This is a genomic window from Streptomyces sp. TRD_SC_5, assembly GCF_056836825.1.
Window position 1 is genome coordinate 4357321 of sequence record NZ_JBWZZS010000001.1, and the last position, 16136, is coordinate 4373456.

Annotated in this window: 13 protein-coding genes; 10 read left to right on the forward strand and 3 right to left on the reverse strand. The window is 70.3% G+C overall.

The annotated features are described in order from the left end of the window. Positions 1-26: 26 nt before the first annotated feature. The 7 genes from rsmA to AC1P0E_RS20255 all read left to right on the forward strand — a co-directional run bounded on the left by rsmA (position 27) and on the right by AC1P0E_RS20255 (position 9972). Positions 27-908, forward strand: coding sequence for a 16S rRNA (adenine(1518)-N(6)/adenine(1519)-N(6))-dimethyltransferase RsmA (gene rsmA, locus AC1P0E_RS20225; RefSeq protein WP_482743553.1), 882 nt, complete (start codon positions 27-29; stop codon positions 906-908). Beyond that, the gene (locus AC1P0E_RS20230; protein WP_482743554.1) at positions 905-1804 is read left to right on the forward strand and encodes a 4-(cytidine 5'-diphospho)-2-C-methyl-D-erythritol kinase; all 900 of its coding nucleotides are present in this window, start codon (positions 905-907) and stop codon (positions 1802-1804) included. Before rsmA ends, AC1P0E_RS20230 begins: the two co-directional genes overlap by 4 nt. Before the next feature lie 85 nt (positions 1805-1889). Further along, a complete protein-coding gene (locus AC1P0E_RS20235) occupies positions 1890-3224 on the forward strand; it encodes an acyltransferase family protein (RefSeq protein ID WP_482743555.1) in 1335 nt (444 codons plus the stop codon). A 103-nt stretch (positions 3225-3327) separates the two neighbouring features. Further along, positions 3328-5130 (forward strand): ABC-F family ATP-binding cassette domain-containing protein, encoded by a 1803-nt coding sequence (locus AC1P0E_RS20240; protein WP_482743556.1) that lies wholly within the window; start codon positions 3328-3330, stop codon positions 5128-5130. Between the two features lie 240 nt (positions 5131-5370). Beyond that, on the forward strand, positions 5371-7209 hold the full coding sequence (locus tag AC1P0E_RS20245) for an outer membrane protein assembly factor BamB family protein (protein ID WP_482743557.1): 1839 nt from the start codon (positions 5371-5373) through the stop codon (positions 7207-7209). A 67-nt stretch (positions 7210-7276) separates the two neighbouring features. Beyond that, on the forward strand, positions 7277-9013 hold the full coding sequence (locus tag AC1P0E_RS20250; protein WP_482743558.1) for an outer membrane protein assembly factor BamB family protein: 1737 nt from the start codon (positions 7277-7279) through the stop codon (positions 9011-9013). Between the two features lie 287 nt (positions 9014-9300). Beyond that, the gene (locus AC1P0E_RS20255) at positions 9301-9972 is read left to right on the forward strand and encodes a response regulator transcription factor (RefSeq protein ID WP_482743559.1); all 672 of its coding nucleotides are present in this window, start codon (positions 9301-9303) and stop codon (positions 9970-9972) included. Positions 9973-9983: 11 nt separating this feature from the next. Here AC1P0E_RS20255 and AC1P0E_RS20260 read toward each other — a convergent pair whose 3' ends face one another. Then, complete coding sequence (locus AC1P0E_RS20260; RefSeq protein WP_482743560.1) at positions 9984-10271, reverse strand: hypothetical protein; 288 nt, start codon at positions 10269-10271, stop codon at positions 9984-9986. A 14-nt stretch (positions 10272-10285) separates the two neighbouring features. Further along, entirely contained in the window at positions 10286-11956 is a 1671-nt protein-coding gene (locus AC1P0E_RS20265; RefSeq protein ID WP_482743561.1) for a sodium:solute symporter family protein, read from the reverse strand. Between the two features lie 196 nt (positions 11957-12152). Between AC1P0E_RS20265 and galT the strand changes: the two genes are divergently transcribed. The 3 genes from galT to galK are packed head-to-tail and all read left to right on the forward strand — an operon-like array spanning position 12153 to position 15339. Continuing rightward, positions 12153-13199: a galactose-1-phosphate uridylyltransferase gene (galT, locus tag AC1P0E_RS20270; protein ID WP_482743562.1), complete on the forward strand. Its 1047-nt coding sequence runs from the start codon at positions 12153-12155 to the stop codon at positions 13197-13199. After that, positions 13196-14167 (forward strand): UDP-glucose 4-epimerase GalE, encoded by a 972-nt coding sequence (galE, locus tag AC1P0E_RS20275; RefSeq protein ID WP_482743563.1) that lies wholly within the window; start codon positions 13196-13198, stop codon positions 14165-14167. The genes galT and galE overlap by 4 nt, the downstream gene beginning before the upstream one ends. After that, the gene (gene galK, locus AC1P0E_RS20280; protein WP_482743564.1) at positions 14164-15339 is read left to right on the forward strand and encodes a galactokinase; all 1176 of its coding nucleotides are present in this window, start codon (positions 14164-14166) and stop codon (positions 15337-15339) included. The genes galE and galK overlap by 4 nt, the downstream gene beginning before the upstream one ends. 3 nt (positions 15340-15342) lie before the next feature. On the opposite strand, the gene AC1P0E_RS20285 is transcribed toward galK, so the two are convergent. Next, on the reverse strand, positions 15343-16113 hold the full coding sequence (locus tag AC1P0E_RS20285; RefSeq protein WP_482743565.1) for a bestrophin-like domain: 771 nt from the start codon (positions 16111-16113) through the stop codon (positions 15343-15345). Between the last annotated feature and the right edge of the window lie 23 nt (positions 16114-16136).

Genomic DNA, 16136 nt, shown 5'->3' on the forward strand with positions numbered 1-16136 from the left:
GTGCCGGGGGCCTTTACGCTTGACCGGTGAGCAGCACTGAGCCTTCTGAGCCCCTGCACGACCTTCTGGGCCCCTCCGACATCCGGGAGCTGGCGGCGGCGCTCGGCGTACGTCCGACCAAGCAGCGCGGCCAGAATTTCGTGATCGACGCCAATACCGTCCGCCGGATCGTCCGGACGGCCGGTGTTCGTCCTGATGATGTCGTTGTCGAGGTCGGGCCCGGGCTCGGCTCGCTGACGCTGGCGCTGCTGGAAGCCGCTGAGCGTGTGGTCGCGGTCGAGATCGACGACGTACTCGCGTCCGCGTTGCCCGCGACGATCGCCGCGCGGATGCCGGAGCGGGCGGAGCGGTTCGACCTTGTGCATTCTGACGCGATGCAGGTGACCGAGCTGCCGGGGCCGCCGCCCACCGCGCTGGTCGCGAATCTTCCGTACAACGTCGCCGTTCCCGTACTGCTCACCATGCTGGAGCGCTTCCCGAGCATCGAGCGGACGCTGGTCATGGTCCAGGCGGAGGTCGCGGACCGGCTCGCGGCCCGGCCCGGCAACAAGGTGTACGGCGTGCCGTCGGTGAAGGCCTGCTGGTACGCCGACGTCAAGCGGGCCGGGTCCATCGGGCGGAACGTCTTCTGGCCGGCGCCGAACGTCGACTCCGGGTTGGTGTCGCTGGTGCGCAGGAGCGAGCCGGTCAAGACCACCGCATCGAAGGCGGAGGTCTTCGCCGTGGTCGACGCGGCGTTCGCGCAGCGGCGCAAGACCCTGCGGGCGGCGCTGGCGGGCTGGGCCGGGTCGGCGCCGGCGGCGGAGGCCGCGCTGGTCGCGGCCGGGGTTTCGCCCCAGGCGCGGGGCGAGTCGCTGACGGTGGAGGAGTTCGCCCGTATCGCGGAGAACAAGGGAGCGGCGGCATGACGGTCACGGTCCGGGTCCCCGCGAAGGTCAACGTCCAGCTGGCGGTCGGCGGCGCGCGCCCCGACGGCTTCCACGATCTGGCGAACGTCTTCCTGGCTGTCGGGCTGTACGACGAGGTCACGGTCAGCGCCTCCGACTCGCTGCGGATCACTTGCTCCGGTCCGGACGCCGGCCAGGTTCCGCTGGACCGTACGAACCTGGCCGCGCGGGCGGCGATCGCCCTGGCCGGACGTCATGGCCTGTCGCCCGATGTGCACATCCACATCGCCAAGGACATCCCGGTCGCGGGTGGCATGGCGGGCGGCAGCGCTGACGGCGCGGGCGCGCTGCTGGCCTGCGACAAGTTGTGGGGTACCGAGTCGTCGCTGGATGAACTGCTTGATATCTGTGCTGATTTGGGGAGTGATGTGCCGTTCGCTCTGGTGGGCGGCGCGGCGCTCGGCACAGGGCGCGGCGAGAACCTGACGCCGCTTGATGTCGGTGGCACCTTCCACTGGGTGTTCGCGGTGGCGGACGGCGGGCTGTCGACGCCGGCGGTGTACGGCGAGTTCGACCGACTGACGGCGGGCACCGACGTCCCGCCCCCGGCGGCGTCCCCGGCGCTCCTGGACGCCCTGCGCACGGGCGACGCGACGGCTCTCGCGGGCGCGCTGCTGAACGACCTCCAGCCCGCCGCCCTGTCCCTGCGCCCCTCCCTCGCCGCCACCCTCGCGGCGGGCATGGACGCGGGCGCGCTGGCGTCCCTGGTCTCGGGCTCGGGCCCGACCACCGCGTTCCTGACGAAGGACGCGGAGGCGGCCGAGTCGGTGGCGGCGGCCCTCAAGGCATCGGGCACCTGCCGGACGGCCCGGGTGGCGCAGTCGCCCGCGGCGGGCGCGACGGTGGCCGGCGACTGACGCCCGGTCGGCGACTCCGTACTCAGGCGGGAGATGAGTACGGGCGCCCTGTCGGGCAGCTGTGCGGGGGCGAGAGCGTACCCGCATGGGAAACAGTGTTCGCGAGCTCGCCGACCGTACGCCCGCCGGGCGCGACCGGTACGTAGACCTGCTGCGCGTCGCCTCGCTCGCCACCGTCGTCGCCGGACACTGGCTGATGGCCGCCGTCTCCGCCGACGGCGAGGTGGGGAATCTGCTGGCCGTCGTTCCCGAGCTCCAGGTCTTCACATGGGTGCTTCAGGTCATGCCCGTCTTTTTCTTCGTCGGCGGCTTCTCGCACGCGCTCTCGTACCGGTCGCTGCGGCGTAAGCACCCGGGGACAGCGGTGTACTCGGTGTTCGTACGGGCCCGCCTCCAGCGGCTGCTGCGGCCCACCATGGTCTTCGTCGTGGTCTGGGGCGCCGCCGCCCTCTTGCTCCAGTCACTGGGCAGCCAAGAGGGCCTGACGGGCGTCGCGCTGCGGCTCGTCGCCCAGCCGCTGTGGTTCATCGGGATCTACCTGGCGATGGTCGCCTTCACCCCGGCCCTGCTGAGGCTGCACGAGCGCCACGGCTGGGCCGCCTTCGCCGCGCTCGCGCTGGCCGCCGCGGGCGTCGACGTACTGCGTTTCGCGTTCGGTGTGCCGTACGTCGAGTTCCTCAACTTCGCCTTCGTCTGGCTCGCCGTACACCAGCTCGGCTTCCTGCGCGCCGACGGACGCATCCGGATGCCGGCCGCCCTCGCGGTCGCGGGCCTGGCGGGCGCCGCGGCGCTGGTCGCGTTCGGCCCGTACCCGCTCAGCATGGTGGGGATGCCAGGCGAGAAGGTCAGCAACATGGCTCCGCCCACGCTGGCGCTCCTCGCCCACGGCCTGTGGCTGGTCGGCGCGGTCGAGCTGCTGCGCGCTCCCGGCGCGCGTCTCGTCGCACGGCCGCGCGTCTGGCGTGCCGTCGTGGCCGCGAACGGTGTGGCGATGACGGCGTTCCTGTGGCACCTGACCGCGATGCTGGGCGTGTACGGGGCCATGCTCGCCCTCGACGTACCGCTGCCGGCGCCGGCGAGCGCCGGCTGGTGGGTGCAGGTACCGCTGCGCTTCGCCGCGGCGGCGGCGCTGACCGCGCTGTGCGTGGCGGCCTTCCGGGCCTTCGAGCGGCCCTCGCGGGGAGGTGCGGCGACGGTTTCCCCCGGGCGCCTGGCCGGCCCGGCTTCCGCCGTCGGCGTCACGCTGTGCCTGCTGGGCGTCCTCGGCCTGTCGATGGTCGGCTTCGCCGGCCTGCTGGAAGGGCGTACGGCCATGCTCATCGCCGTACGCGTCAGCGCCCCCACGGCGGTCGTGATGGCCCTCGCGGGCTGGCTGCTGGTCGAGACGGCGGGCCGGGCGCGGCGGGCGGCGGCCGTCTGAGGCGGGGGGTCCGGGCTCTGGCGTACCGGGTGGTCGTTGGGGAGGTGGTGGGGGCGACTACGCTTGAGCGTCTATCCCTTTCCCGTCCCTGGAGCGCGCACCAATGGCCGTCAACCTCGTCAACGTCGAGGCCGTCAGCAAGGTCTACGGCACCCGTGCCCTGCTCGACGGCGTGTCCCTCGGCGTCTCCGAGGGGGACCGGATCGGTGTCGTCGGCCGCAACGGCGACGGCAAGACGACCCTCATCCGCATGCTCGCCAAGCTCGAGGAGGCCGACGGCGGCCGCATCACGCACAGTGGCGGCCTGCGGCTCGGTGTCCTCACGCAGCACGACTCGCTCGACCCCGCCGCGACCGTACGCCAGGAGATCATCGGCGACCTCGCGGACCACGAGTGGGCGGGCACCGCCAAGATCCGCGACGTACTGAACGGCCTCTTCGGCGGGCTCAGCCTGCCCGGCTTCGAGCACGGCCTGGAGACGGTCATCGGGCCGCTGTCGGGCGGTGAGCGCCGGCGTATCGCGCTCGCCAAGCTGCTCATCGAGGAGCCGGACCTTCTGGTACTCGACGAGCCGACGAACCACCTCGACGTCGAAGGCATCGCCTGGCTCGCCAAGCACCTCCAGGTCCGCCGCTCCGCGCTCGTCTGCGTCACCCACGACCGCTGGTTCCTCGACCAGGTCTGCACCCGCATGTGGGACGTGCAGCGCGGCGCCGTGCACGAGTACGAGGGCGGTTACTCCGACTACGTCTTCGCCCGCGCCGAGCGCGAGCGCATCGCCTCGACCGAGGAGACCAAGCGCCAGAACCTGGTCCGCAAGGAGCTGGCGTGGCTGCGCCGCGGCGCACCCGCCCGTACGTCCAAGCCGCGCTTCCGCGTCGAGGCGGCCAACGAGCTGATCGCCGACGTGCCGCCGCCCCGCGACACGTCCGCACTGATGAAGTTCGCCAACTCGCGGCTCGGCAAGACCGTATTCGATCTTGAGGACGTCACCGTCCAGGCCGGGCCCAAGGTGCTGCTCAAGCACCTCACCTGGCAGCTCGGGCCCGGCGACCGCGTCGGACTCGTGGGTGTCAACGGCGCGGGCAAGACATCGCTGCTGCGCGCGCTGGCGGATGCGGAGCGTACGCAGGGCGACACCCAGCCGGTGGCCGGCAAGGTGGTGGTGGGCAAGACCGTGAAGCTCGCCTACCTCTCGCAGGAGGTCGGCGAGCTCGACCCGAAGCTGCGCGTGCTCGAAGCCGTTCAGCGCGTACGGGACCGGGTGGACCTCGGTACGGGCCGCGAGATGACGGCGGGGCAGCTGTGCGAGCAGTTCGGGTTCAGCAAGGAGAAGCAGTGGACTCCGGTCGGCGACCTGTCCGGCGGTGAGCGGCGGCGGCTGCAGATCCTGCGGCTGCTGATGGACGAGCCCAATGTGCTGTTCCTCGACGAGCCGACCAATGATCTCGACATCGAGACGCTCACGCAGCTCGAGGACCTGCTCGACGGCTGGCCCGGGTCGATGGTCGTCATCTCGCACGACCGGTTCTTCATCGAGCGGACCACGGACAAGGTGTACGCGCTGCTGGGCGACCAGACGCTGCGCAACCTGCCGCGCGGGCTCGACGAGTACCTGGAGCGCAGGCGGCAGATGATCGAGGCCGCCACCCCGGCGCCCGCCGCTGCCGCCGCGCCCGTCAAGAAGAAGGCGTCCGGCGACGCCCGCGCCGCCCAGAAGGAAATGCAGAAGATCGAGCGCCAGCTCGGCAAGCTCTCCGACAAGGAGACCAAGCTGCACGCCCAAATCGCGGACAATGCGACCGACTTCGAGAAGGTGGCCCTGCTCGACGCCGAGCTGCGTGAACTCGTCACCGGGCGGGACGAGCTGGAGATGCGCTGGATGGAACTCGCCGAGGACGCGTAGTCAGGCGCAGCAGGAACCCAGAGGCGAATAACGGGCGCGTCACGGGTCGGTCCTCCCTTGGGAACAGGGGCGGGGCCGGGCCCTCGTTCGAAGGGGTCCAAGTGGTAGAAAGAAGCCCCGCTCGACTGACGTAGATCTGCGGGGCTCAAGCCCGATTCGCTCCTTTCTGGGGGAATTACGCCGCCGGAATTGCGGGGGAGACCGAACGGGCGGCGGTCTCGTGTGAAGAGGTAAGCGCTGATGTCTCAGCCGCCCAACCAGCCGCCGCAGGGCGGCTTCGGAGCCCCCCAGGACCCCCGGCAGCAGCCTCCCCAGCAGCCGGCCCAGCCGCCGCAGATGCCCCCGGCCCCACCGGGACCGCCGGCCGCCGCGCCTCAGCAGCCCCCGGCCCAGCCCGGATACGGCTACCCGCAGGCGCCGCCGCAGCAGGCACCGCAGCCGGGGTACGGCTACCCGGGCCAGCCCGGTCAACAGCCGGGCCAGGCAGGCCCGTACGGCCAGCCGCAGCCCGGACCGTACGGTCAGCAGCCCGGCCCCTACGGCCAGCAGCCCGGTCCGTACGGTCAGCAGCAGCCGGGCCCCTACGGCGGCTTTCCCGGCGCACCCGCCCCGGGCCCCGGCGGCAGCGGCGGCGGGCCCTTCAAGGGAAAGCCGGCGGTCATCATCGGTGCGGCCCTCGCCGCGGTCCTCGCCGTCGGCGGCGGCACTTACCTCGCCCTCAGCGGTGACGACGGCGGCAAGAAGAAGCAGCCAGTCGCCGGCAAGACCAAGGACGACAAGCCGGACGCTCAGCCCTCCGGCGACACCGGTGACGACTCCGCCGGCGGCCGCGACGCCGGTGACGACCTCAACGCCGGGCGCGAGGCGGGCGAGTCCAAGGTCCTGTGGCTCCAGAAGAACGACGTGGACCTGCCGCGCAACGGCTCCGACGTGTACGGCCCGTGGTTCACCGACGGCCTCGTCGTCAAGGCGATGTACAAGAAGGTCGCCGCCTACGACACCACCGACGGCAAGGAGAAGTGGAATCTTCCGCTCTCCACCGAGATCTGCGCGGCGCCCGTGAAGACCGCCGACGACGGCAAGATCGTCATCGGCGTGAAGAACGGCACCACCGAGAAGGCCAAGTGCAGCCACTTGCAGATGGTCGACCTCAAGACCGGCAAGGCGGGCTGGAAGGCCGAGGTGAAGAAGGAGGGGACGTTCGACCTCCTCTCCGACATCACCGTGGCGATCAGCGGCAACACTGTCGTCGCGGGACGCACCGGCCACTCCACCGCCTTCAGCATGAAGGACGGCAAGGAGCTGTGGGGCAAAGTCCCCGGTGAGTGCCAGCCGTACGCCTTCACCAGCAGCGCCAAGCTGATCGCCGCCGCGGCCTGTTCCAGCGGCGAGGCCGCCAAGAACCACCAGCGCGTCCAGGAGCACGACCCGGCCACCGGCAAGGTCAAGTGGAGCTACCCTCTGGCCAAGGGCTGGGACGTCGACAGGGTCTACTCCGTCTCCCCGCTCGTCGTGTCCGCGACCAACCGTGAGAAGAAGAGCTGGAGCGTCTTCGCTCTGACGGACAACGGCAAGCTCCGTTCGGAGATCGACGGCGGCAAGGACAAGTTCCAGCCCCAGTGCGGCGGCACCTTCGTCATCTTCGGCAGGAACCTCGAGGGCTGCACCGGCGTCGCCGCCGACTCCGACGCCTTCTACATGGCGACCGCCGAGAAGACGAGCGGCCTCGAGCGCACCAACGAGGTCGTCGCCTTCGACCTCGACACCGGCAAGCCCAAGTGGCGTTCCCCGGCCCCCGGCCGGACGATGATGCCGCTCAAGATGGAGGGCGGCGAGGTCCTGGTCCACCTGCCGGCGTCGTACCAGAAGGCCGGTGGGCTCGCGACCATCGCGGCCTCGGGCGGCAAGCCGAAGACGCTGCTCCAGAACCCGCAGTCGACCGCCGAGATCGAGAACGGCTTCTTCACGACGAAGATCGCCTACGAGGGCGGTCAGCTCTACGTCGTCGCCTCCCGCGTCAGCGCCACCAACGACGAGGACGAGTTGGAGACGAAAACCATGATGGTCTTCGGCAAGTGACGGCCGTGACTGAGTACCGGGTCTTCTCCCACGTTCTCGACTCCCCTTCCCCAGAGGTACGCACCCCATGACGCAGCCACCGCCTCCGCCGCCGAACGAGCCCCCGCAGGGCGGATTCGGCGCTCCGACGCCCCCGCCCGCCGACCAGCCGGGTTACGGCTACCCGCAGACGCCTCCGGCGCCGCCCGGCCAGCAGCCGGGTTACGGCTACCCCGCCCAGCCCGGCCAGCAGCCCGGTTACGGCTATCCGGCCCAGCCCGGCCAGCCCAACCCCTACGGTCAGCAGCCCCCTTACGGCCAGCAGCCGCCGTACGGTCAGCAACAGCCGCAGTACGCCTACCCGCAGGGCATGCCCCCGCAGGGCGGCGGCGGCAAGAAGGTCAACACCACCACCGCGATCGTCGTCGCGGCGGTCGTCGCGGTGGCGCTGATCGTCGGCGTCGGCGTCTGGTACGCGTCCGGCGACGAGGGCGGCAAGGACGACCCGCAGAACTCCTCCGCGGGCTCGACCGGCGGCGGTGGCGGCGACGAAAAACCCGCCCCCGACGGCGCCGGCAAGGAGGAGAAGCCCTCCAACGCCGGCTCCAAGCTCCTCTTCCAGCTGCCCGCCCCGAAGGTGACGGAATCGGTCGCCGGCGTCAACGGCTCCTGGATCACCGACAAGGCGTACGTGAAGAGCGGCCTCAACGAGGTCGTGGGCCGCGACCTGGACAAGGGCACGGAGCTGTGGACGATCCCGCTTCCGGGTGAGGTCTGCGCGGCGTCGCGCCACGTCACGAAGGACAGCAAGACCGCGATTCTCTTCGCCGGGCCGATGCCGGCGGGCAGGACGTACTCGCCCTGCACCGAGGTCGGTGTGATCGACCTCGACGCGGGCAAGCTGCTGTGGCAGAAGTCGGTGAAGGACGGTGACGAAAAGGTCATGTTCAGTGAGGTCACCGTGGGCGGCGACGCGGTCGGCGCCGGCGGTACCCGCGGCGGCGCGGCCTTCGACGTCAACACCGGCAAGGTCCGCTGGCAGCCGAAGCCCAACGCCGAGCAGTGCCGGGACGTGGGCTACGCGGGCGGCGAGGCGCTCGCCACGGTGCGCAGCTGCGGTTCGTACAGCTCTCCCCAGCTCTCCATCGAGTACCTGAACCCGAAGACCGGCGCGCCGCTCGCCAAGTACAAGATGCCCAGCGGCGTGGAACGCGCGAGCATCGTCTCCACCAAGCCGCTGGTCGCCGCCGCCGATGTCGGCCGCACCGCCGGTGACGGCAGTGGTGTCTCCGACTTCTTCTCGATCGACGAGAAGACCGGCAAGCTGCGCGCCAGGATCGCGGCCGATGCCGAGAAGTACGCTCCGAGGTGCCAGGACACCGAGGGCTGCACCAAGGTCGCCGTCGGCAACGGCAAGATCTACGTGCCGACCGAGGAGCACGAGGGCGGCAGCCAGGGCGGCCGTACGAACGAGATCGTCTCGTTCGACCTCGCGACCGGCAAGCTCACCGGCGACCGGGCCGACGCGGGCGAGCGCTACACGATCCACCCGATCCGCATGGACGGCGGCAACATCATCGCGTACAAGAACCCGCCGTACGACAAGGGCAGCCAGGTGGTGAGCATCAACGGCGGTTCCATGAAGGAGACGCTTCTGCTGGAGAACCCGGCCGACAGAGCGGCCCGTGAGCTGTCGATGGGCTTCTCGGTGGACTCCGCCGAGGTCCGTTACGCCGACGGCCGCCTGTTCATGGCGTCGCGCCTCATGAGCAAGGAGCAGCCGGGTATGAAGCGTTACCTGGCGATCGGCTTCGGCGCCCGCTGACGCGCCCGGCGCGCCCGGCGTGCTCGGCGTGCTCGGCGTGCCCGGCGTGCTCGGCGTGCGAGACACACAGGTCACAGTGGCCCCGGCAGTGGTTTCTCACCACTGCCGGGGCCGTCCCATGTCACACCCGCTCGGCAAGTAGTCCTGAATCGCGAGGAATTCGGCAATCCGGGGGGCTTCTTACCAGTAAGGGGCGCGCAACCTCGAACAAGCGTGTAGCTTGCCGGGTCAGGAGGGCCGGGGGGCCAGCTCCAGGGGCAGGAGTACAGGAGTATGGGGGGTCTTCTATGGGCGTGCGGCTCATGGTGGTCGACGACCACCGATTGCTCGCCGAGGCGCTCGCCTCGGCACTCAAGTTGCGCGGGCACCGGGTGCTCGCGGCGACCGCCCCGACTTCGGGCGCGGCGGAACTGGTCGTCAGCAGGGCGCCCGAGGTGTGCCTTTTCGGTACGGCGACTCCCGCCGAACCAGGAGTCTTCGACCCGATCGTCCGCATCAAGCGTGAACGGCCGCAGGTGGCCGTCGTCGTGCTCGGCCCGGTGCCCAGCCCGCGCGGCATCGCCGGGGCCTTCGCCGCCGGGGCGTCCGGCTACGTACGCCACGACGAGCGCATCGAGGGTGTCGAGCGCGCCATGGTGAAGGCACGCGCGGGGGAGGTGGCGGTGGCACCGCAGCTCTTGCAGGGCGCCTTCGCCGAGCTGCTCAACCCGGCCGCGCAGCCCGACGACGAGGGGCAGCGGCTGCTCCGGATGCTGACGCCGCGCGAGGTCGAGGTCCTGATGCGGGTCGCGGACGGCGAGGACACGCGGCTGATCGCGGCGGGCATGGGCATCGCACCGAGCACCGCACGCACGCACGTCCAGCGGGTCCTGATGAAGCTGGGCGTGGGCTCCCGCCTGGAGGCGGCGGCGCTGGCGGCACGAACGGGCTTGCTGGACCGGGCGACGGCGGAGAGCTGACCGCAGGCGCCCTACTCCGCCGGATCGGCCGCCGGCCCCGGCGGCGGGGCCAGTGGCCGCAGCTTCAGCCAGACCAGGAAGAAGAGGCCGAGGGCCAGCATGGCCAGCCCTGTCCAGAGGTTGATGTGGACGCCCTCGGCCTTCTTCAGGTCGGCGTCGGACGGACTGATGCCGGCGATCGTGACGATCACGCCGTACACGACGAACAGGCCGCCGATGATGCGCCGGATGTCGAAAAGGCGTGCCGCAGTCGCGGACTTGCGCTCCAGCTCGGAGACTTCGTGGTGCAGATCGGACATGTTCTGGCCTCCGGTCAGAAGGAGTACGGGACGTAGCACAGGGCGGCGATGACGATCGCACCCCAGCCGAGCAGTGCGGGCTTGCGGTACCACGCGTCGTCGCCCTCACCGGGCGGCTCCTCCAGCCCCGGCGAGCGGGTCCCGTACACCAGACCCGCCAGTTCGGCCTCCGGCTTCGGCGCGGTGAAGAGCGTGACGACGACCATGACCAGCGCACCGGCGACGAAACCGACGATCGCGGAGACGAAGTTGGCGCCCTGGTCGGTCGGGATGTCGATGACACCCTGCTTGTAGACGTAGAAGTAATTGATCATCGCGGCGCCGGTGCCCGCGACGAGGCCCCAGACACCGGACTTCATCGAGGCCCGCTTCCAGAACATGCCGATGATGAAGACCACGAACATCGGGACGTTGAAGAAGGAGAAGAGCGTCTGGAGGTAGCTCATGATGTTGGAGAAGCTGGAGGCGATGAAGGCCGTGCCGATCGAGGCCAGTACACCGATCGCCGTGATCAGCCGCCCGAAGCGCAGGTAGTACGCGTCGTCGCGGCCGGGCTTCACGTACTTCGCCCAGATGTCGCTGGTGAAGACGGTGTTGAAGGACGACACATTCGCCGCCATGCCCGCCATGAACGCGGCGAGCAGGCCCGTCACCGCGATGCCCAGCACACCGTTCGGCAGCAGCTCCTGCATGAGGAGCGGGATCGCGTCGTTGTACGTCAGGTCCGAGCCGGCCGTGCCGATCTTCGGTACGAGTACGGCGGCGACCAGGCCCGGGATCATCACCAGGAACACGATGAAGATCTTGGGGAAGGCGGCGATCAGTGGGGTGCGCTTGGCGGCGGAGAGGTTCTTCGCGGACAGCGCGCGCTGGACCTCGGCGAAGTTGGTGGTCCAGTAGCCGAAGGAGAGCACGAAGCCGAGGCCGAGGATGATCGTCAGCCAGTTGGCGCCCAGCGGGTTCGCGTCACCTATGCCCGTGCCGCCCCAGGCGGTGAGGAACTCGCCACCATGACTGGCTTCCAGTGAGCCGGTCAGGCCGTCCCAGCCGCCGACCCGCTTGAGGCCGAGGATGGTGAGCGGTATGAGCGCGGCGAGGATCACGAAGAACTGGAGTACCTCGTTGTAGATCGCCGAGGAGAGGCCGCCGACCGTGATGTACGCGAGCACGAAGAAGCCGGCCACCACGATCGACACCCACTGCGGCCAGCCGAGCAGCGCCTCGACGACGATCGACAGGGCGTAGAGGTTCACGCCCGCGATGAGGATGGCGGCGAAGGCGAAGAGGACCGAGCTCAGCAGGTGCGCGGACTTGTCGAAGCGCTGGAGCAGGAACTCGGGGACCGAGCGGACCTTCGAGCCGTAGTAGAACGGCATCATCACCAGGCCGAGGAAGACCATGGCGGGGATGGCGCCGATCCAGTACCAGTGGACGACGGCCACGCCGTACTGCGCGCCGGTGGCGGCCATGCCGAGGATTTCGGTGGCGCCGAGATTCGCGGCGACGAACGCCAGACCGGTGACCCAGGCCGGCAGTGACCGGCCCGACAGGAAGAAGTCGAGGCTGGTCTTCACACTGGCCCGCGCGGCGAAGCCGATGCCGAGGACCACGGCGAAGTAGATCGCCAGAATCGTGTAGTCGAGCCCGTTGGTGGGGAGCCGTAGCCCTTCGGCCAGGTAGTGCATTGAGACCTGCTTCGTCTTCGTCGAGCGAACGGATCGGTACGGAACCTACGCTTCCGAGTAGCGAAAATGAATACTTCTGGTGGTGCTCTTTGTTGGATTGTGATGAACGGGTCGAGTGTGGACCTGTTGACTGTGCTGTTTGCTCATGGTTAGTTGTGTTCACTTATGTTGGGTAGTGGTGATGAGGAGCCTTCGTGTGAAGAAGACGTCGACTCGGCTGGCTGACGGTCGCGAGCTGCTCTACTACGACTCCCGCGACGACGCCGTGCGCGATGCTGTGGACCCGCGCCCCCTCGACCCCATCGCCACCACCGCGCAGATCCGCCGCGACCCGCTCCTCGGCGACTCCGTCGCCATCGCCTCGCACCGCCAGGGCCGCACCTACCACCCGCCCGCCGACGAATGTCCGCTCTGCCCGTCGCGCGACGGGCGGCACAGCGAGATCCCGGCCGCGGAGTACGACGTGGCCGTCTTCGAGAACCGCTTCCCCTCGCTGGCCGGGGACTTCGGGCGCTGCGAGGTGGTCTGCTTCACCTCCGACCACGACGCGTCCTTCGCCGACCTCACCGATGAGCAGGCGGGCCTCGTTCTGGAGGCATGGACCGACAGGACGGCCGAGCTGGCCGAACTGCCGGGAGTCCGGCAGGTGTTCTGCTTCGAGAACCGGGGCGCGGAGATCGGCGTCACCCTCGGCCACCCGCACGGCCAGATCTACGCCTACCCCTTCGTCACCCCGCGCACGGAGCTGATGCTCCGCTCGGCGGCCGCGCACCTGGCGGAGACCGGGCGGAATCTCTTCGACGACGTCGTGGCACGGGAGCGCGCCGAAGGGACCCGGGTGGTGCTGGAGGGTGAGCACTGGGTGGCCTTCGTGCCGTACGCCGCGCACTGGCCGTACGAGGTGCACCTCTACCCGAAGCGGCGCGTGCCCGACCTGCGCGGGCTCGACGACGACGCGCGCACAGAGTTCCCACAGATCTATCTGGAACTGTTGCGCAGGTTCGACCGGATCTTCGGCCCCGACGAGCCCCCGACGCCGTACATCTCCGCCTGGCACCAGGCGCCGTTCGGCGCGGCCGGCTTCGCACCCGAGTTCGGGCTCCACCTCGAGCTTTTCACCATTCGACGCACTTCGGGCAAGCTGAAGTTTCTCGCGGGTTCCGAATCCGGCATGAATGTGTTCATCAACGATGTGCCGCCGGAGACCGCGGCAGCGCGACTGCGAGAGGTAGCGAGCGAGTGAGTCAGCACAAGTACTTGGTCACGGGTGGCGCGGGGTATGTCGGCAGCGTGGTCGCGGCCCATCTCCTGGAGGCCGGCCACGAGGTGACCGTCCTCGACGACCTCTCCACCGGCTTCCTCGAGGGCGTCCCGGCCGGCGCCACCTTCATCGAGGGCCGCATCCAGGACGCGGACCGCTGGCTGGACTCCTCGTACGACGGTGTCCTGCACTTCGCCGCGTTCTCCCAGGTCGGCGAGTCCGTCGTCGACCCCGAGAAGTACTGGACGAACAACGTCGGCGGGACCATGGCGCTGCTCGCCGCGATGCGGGACGCGGGCGTCCGCAAGCTGGTCTTCTCCTCCACGGCCGCGACGTACGGGGAGCCGGTCTCCACGCCCGTCACTGAGGCGGCGCCGACCGCGCCGACCAGTCCGTACGGCGCCTCCAAGCTGGCCGTCGACCACATGATCAGCGGCGAGAGCGCCGCGCACGGTCTGGCGGCGGTCTCGCTGCGCTACTTCAACGTCGCGGGCGCCTACGGGACCTGCGGCGAGCGGCACGACCCCGAGTCCCACCTCATCCCGCTCGTCCTGCAGGTCGCACAGGGCCGGCGCGAGTCGATCGCGGTGTACGGCGACGACTACCCGACGCCGGACGGCACCTGCGTCCGCGACTACATCCACGTCGCCGACCTCGCCGAGGCGCACCTGCTGGCGCTGGGCGCTGCCGAGCCGGGGACGCACCTGATCTGCAACCTCGGCAACGGCAACGGCTTCTCGGTCCGCGAGGTCGTGGAGACCGTACGCGAGGTCACGGGGCATCCGATCCCCGAAACCCCGGCGCCGCGCCGGGCCGGTGACCCCGCGGTGCTCGTCGCGTCCGCCGACACGGCGCGCGAGAAGCTCGGCTGGAAACCGTCCCGCGCGGACCTCGCGGGCATCGTCGCGGACGCGTGGGCGTTCGCCCGCCGGGAGGAGCAGGACGTATGACAGTCAGATCCGCCGTCTCCGTCGCCGCCGCTGTCGCGGAGGCCTTCACCACGCTGTACGGCGCCGAGCCCGACGGGGTGTGGGCAGCCCCCGGCCGCGTCAACCTCATCGGCGAGTACACCGACTTCAACGACGGCTTCGTGATGCCGCTCGCGCTGCCGCACACGGCGGTCGCGGCGGCCCGGCGCCGCGACGACGGCGTGCTGAGACTGCACTCGGCGGACGTCGACGGCGGCATCGTCCAGCTGCGCACGGACGCACTCGCGCCGCCGCTCGCGGGCGGCAGCTGGGCGGCGTACCCGGCGGGCGTGGTGGGGGCGCTGCGGGAGGCCGGCCACGAGGTCGGCGGAGCGGACATCCATCTGACGTCGACGGTGCCGACGGGCGCCGGTCTCTCGTCGTCCGCCGCGCTGGAGGTGGTCACGGCGCTGGCCCTGAACGACCTGTACGAGCTGGGCCTCTCGGGCTCCCGGCTGGCCGTGGTCGCCCAGCGGGCCGAGAACGCGTTCGTGGGCGTGCCCTGCGGGATCATGGACCAGATGGCGGCGGCCTGCTGCACGGAGGGCCACGCGCTGCACCTGGACACGCGCGACCTCACGCGCCGTCAGGTCCCGTTCGACCTGGCCGCCCACGGCCTCGAACTCCTGGTCGTCGACACCCGCGTCAAGCACGCGCTGGGCGACGGGGCGTACGCGGAACGGCGTGAAGGCTGCGAGGCGGGGGCGCGGGCGCTGGGCGTGGCGGTGCTGAGGGATGTCCCGTACGCCGGACTGGGCGCGGCGCTGGTGTCGCTCGGCGACGAGCGGATACGCCGCTACGTACGCCACGTGGTGACGGAGAACCACCGCGTGGACCAGGTGATCGCGCACTTGGACGCCGGTGCCCCGCGAGCGGTGGGCCCCCTGCTGACCGAGGGGCACGCTTCGCTCCGCGACGACCTGCGGGTCTCGTGCGCCGAGCTGGACCTGGTGGTCGAGTCCGCCAACGCGGCGGGGGCGCTGGGGGCACGGATGACGGGGGGCGGGTTCGGTGGCTCGGCGATCGTCCTGGCGGAGTCGTCGGCGACGGACACGATCGTGAAGTCGATCGGGGCGGCATTCGAAACGACCGGCCTCACACCCCCGCGCGTCTTCCCGGCGCTCCCGTCCGGGGGCGCTCACCGCGTCGCCTGACAGCTATCCGGCCCCGGCCGACTTGGGGAAGTAGCGGGTGAACGTGTCGGGGGTTACGCCCATCACCTCTCCGAAAGGCGAGGCCAGATGGTGGATGAGGAGCCCGAGGAAGACGGTCAGCCCGACCATGCCCATGGCCATCACCAGTTGGCTGGGTCTGCGCCCGATCTTGAAGAAGAAGAGGATGCAGATCGAGAGGAACGCTCCGATCACGATCCCGGACCACAGCGCCGGTGACAGTGTTTCCTGTGCGTCCGACTCGCGGCCCCGGCGAGCGTCGTCGAGTGCGCCGAGCTGGGCGAGCAGCTCCAGCGCCGTCACCTCTTGGGCGGGGGTGGCTTCGGGTGGGGCCGCGGATGCCGCGCGCAGTTGCCGCAGTGGGGTCCAGCCGCTCTCCCCGAGGCCATTGCGGTCCGCCAGTCGTGGCCATTCCTCCTGGACGACATGTGCGGCGTAACGCTCGGCCAGGGCGTCGATCCGCTCGCGCTGCTCGGGCGGCATGCCCTCGGCGAGGACCGTCATCTGGTGCAGGGCGCCCGCCTCGGCGGAGGCGTGCGCCTCGGAGCTGGCCCGCAGATCCCAGACGCTGACCAGGGCCAGGCCGAGCAGCAGCGCGTACAGCAGGGCGATCATCATCGACATGTACTCGGCCACCTCCTCGCCGGACTCCTCCTCGTCCGCCACCGGATGGAACCGGCGCCAGGCGAGGACCGCGCCGGCTGTGAGCAGTGCGCCGAGTCCCCCGACGGCGAGCATCTCGATGACGTGTTCCATGACGCTCCCTCGGTCGATGAGCA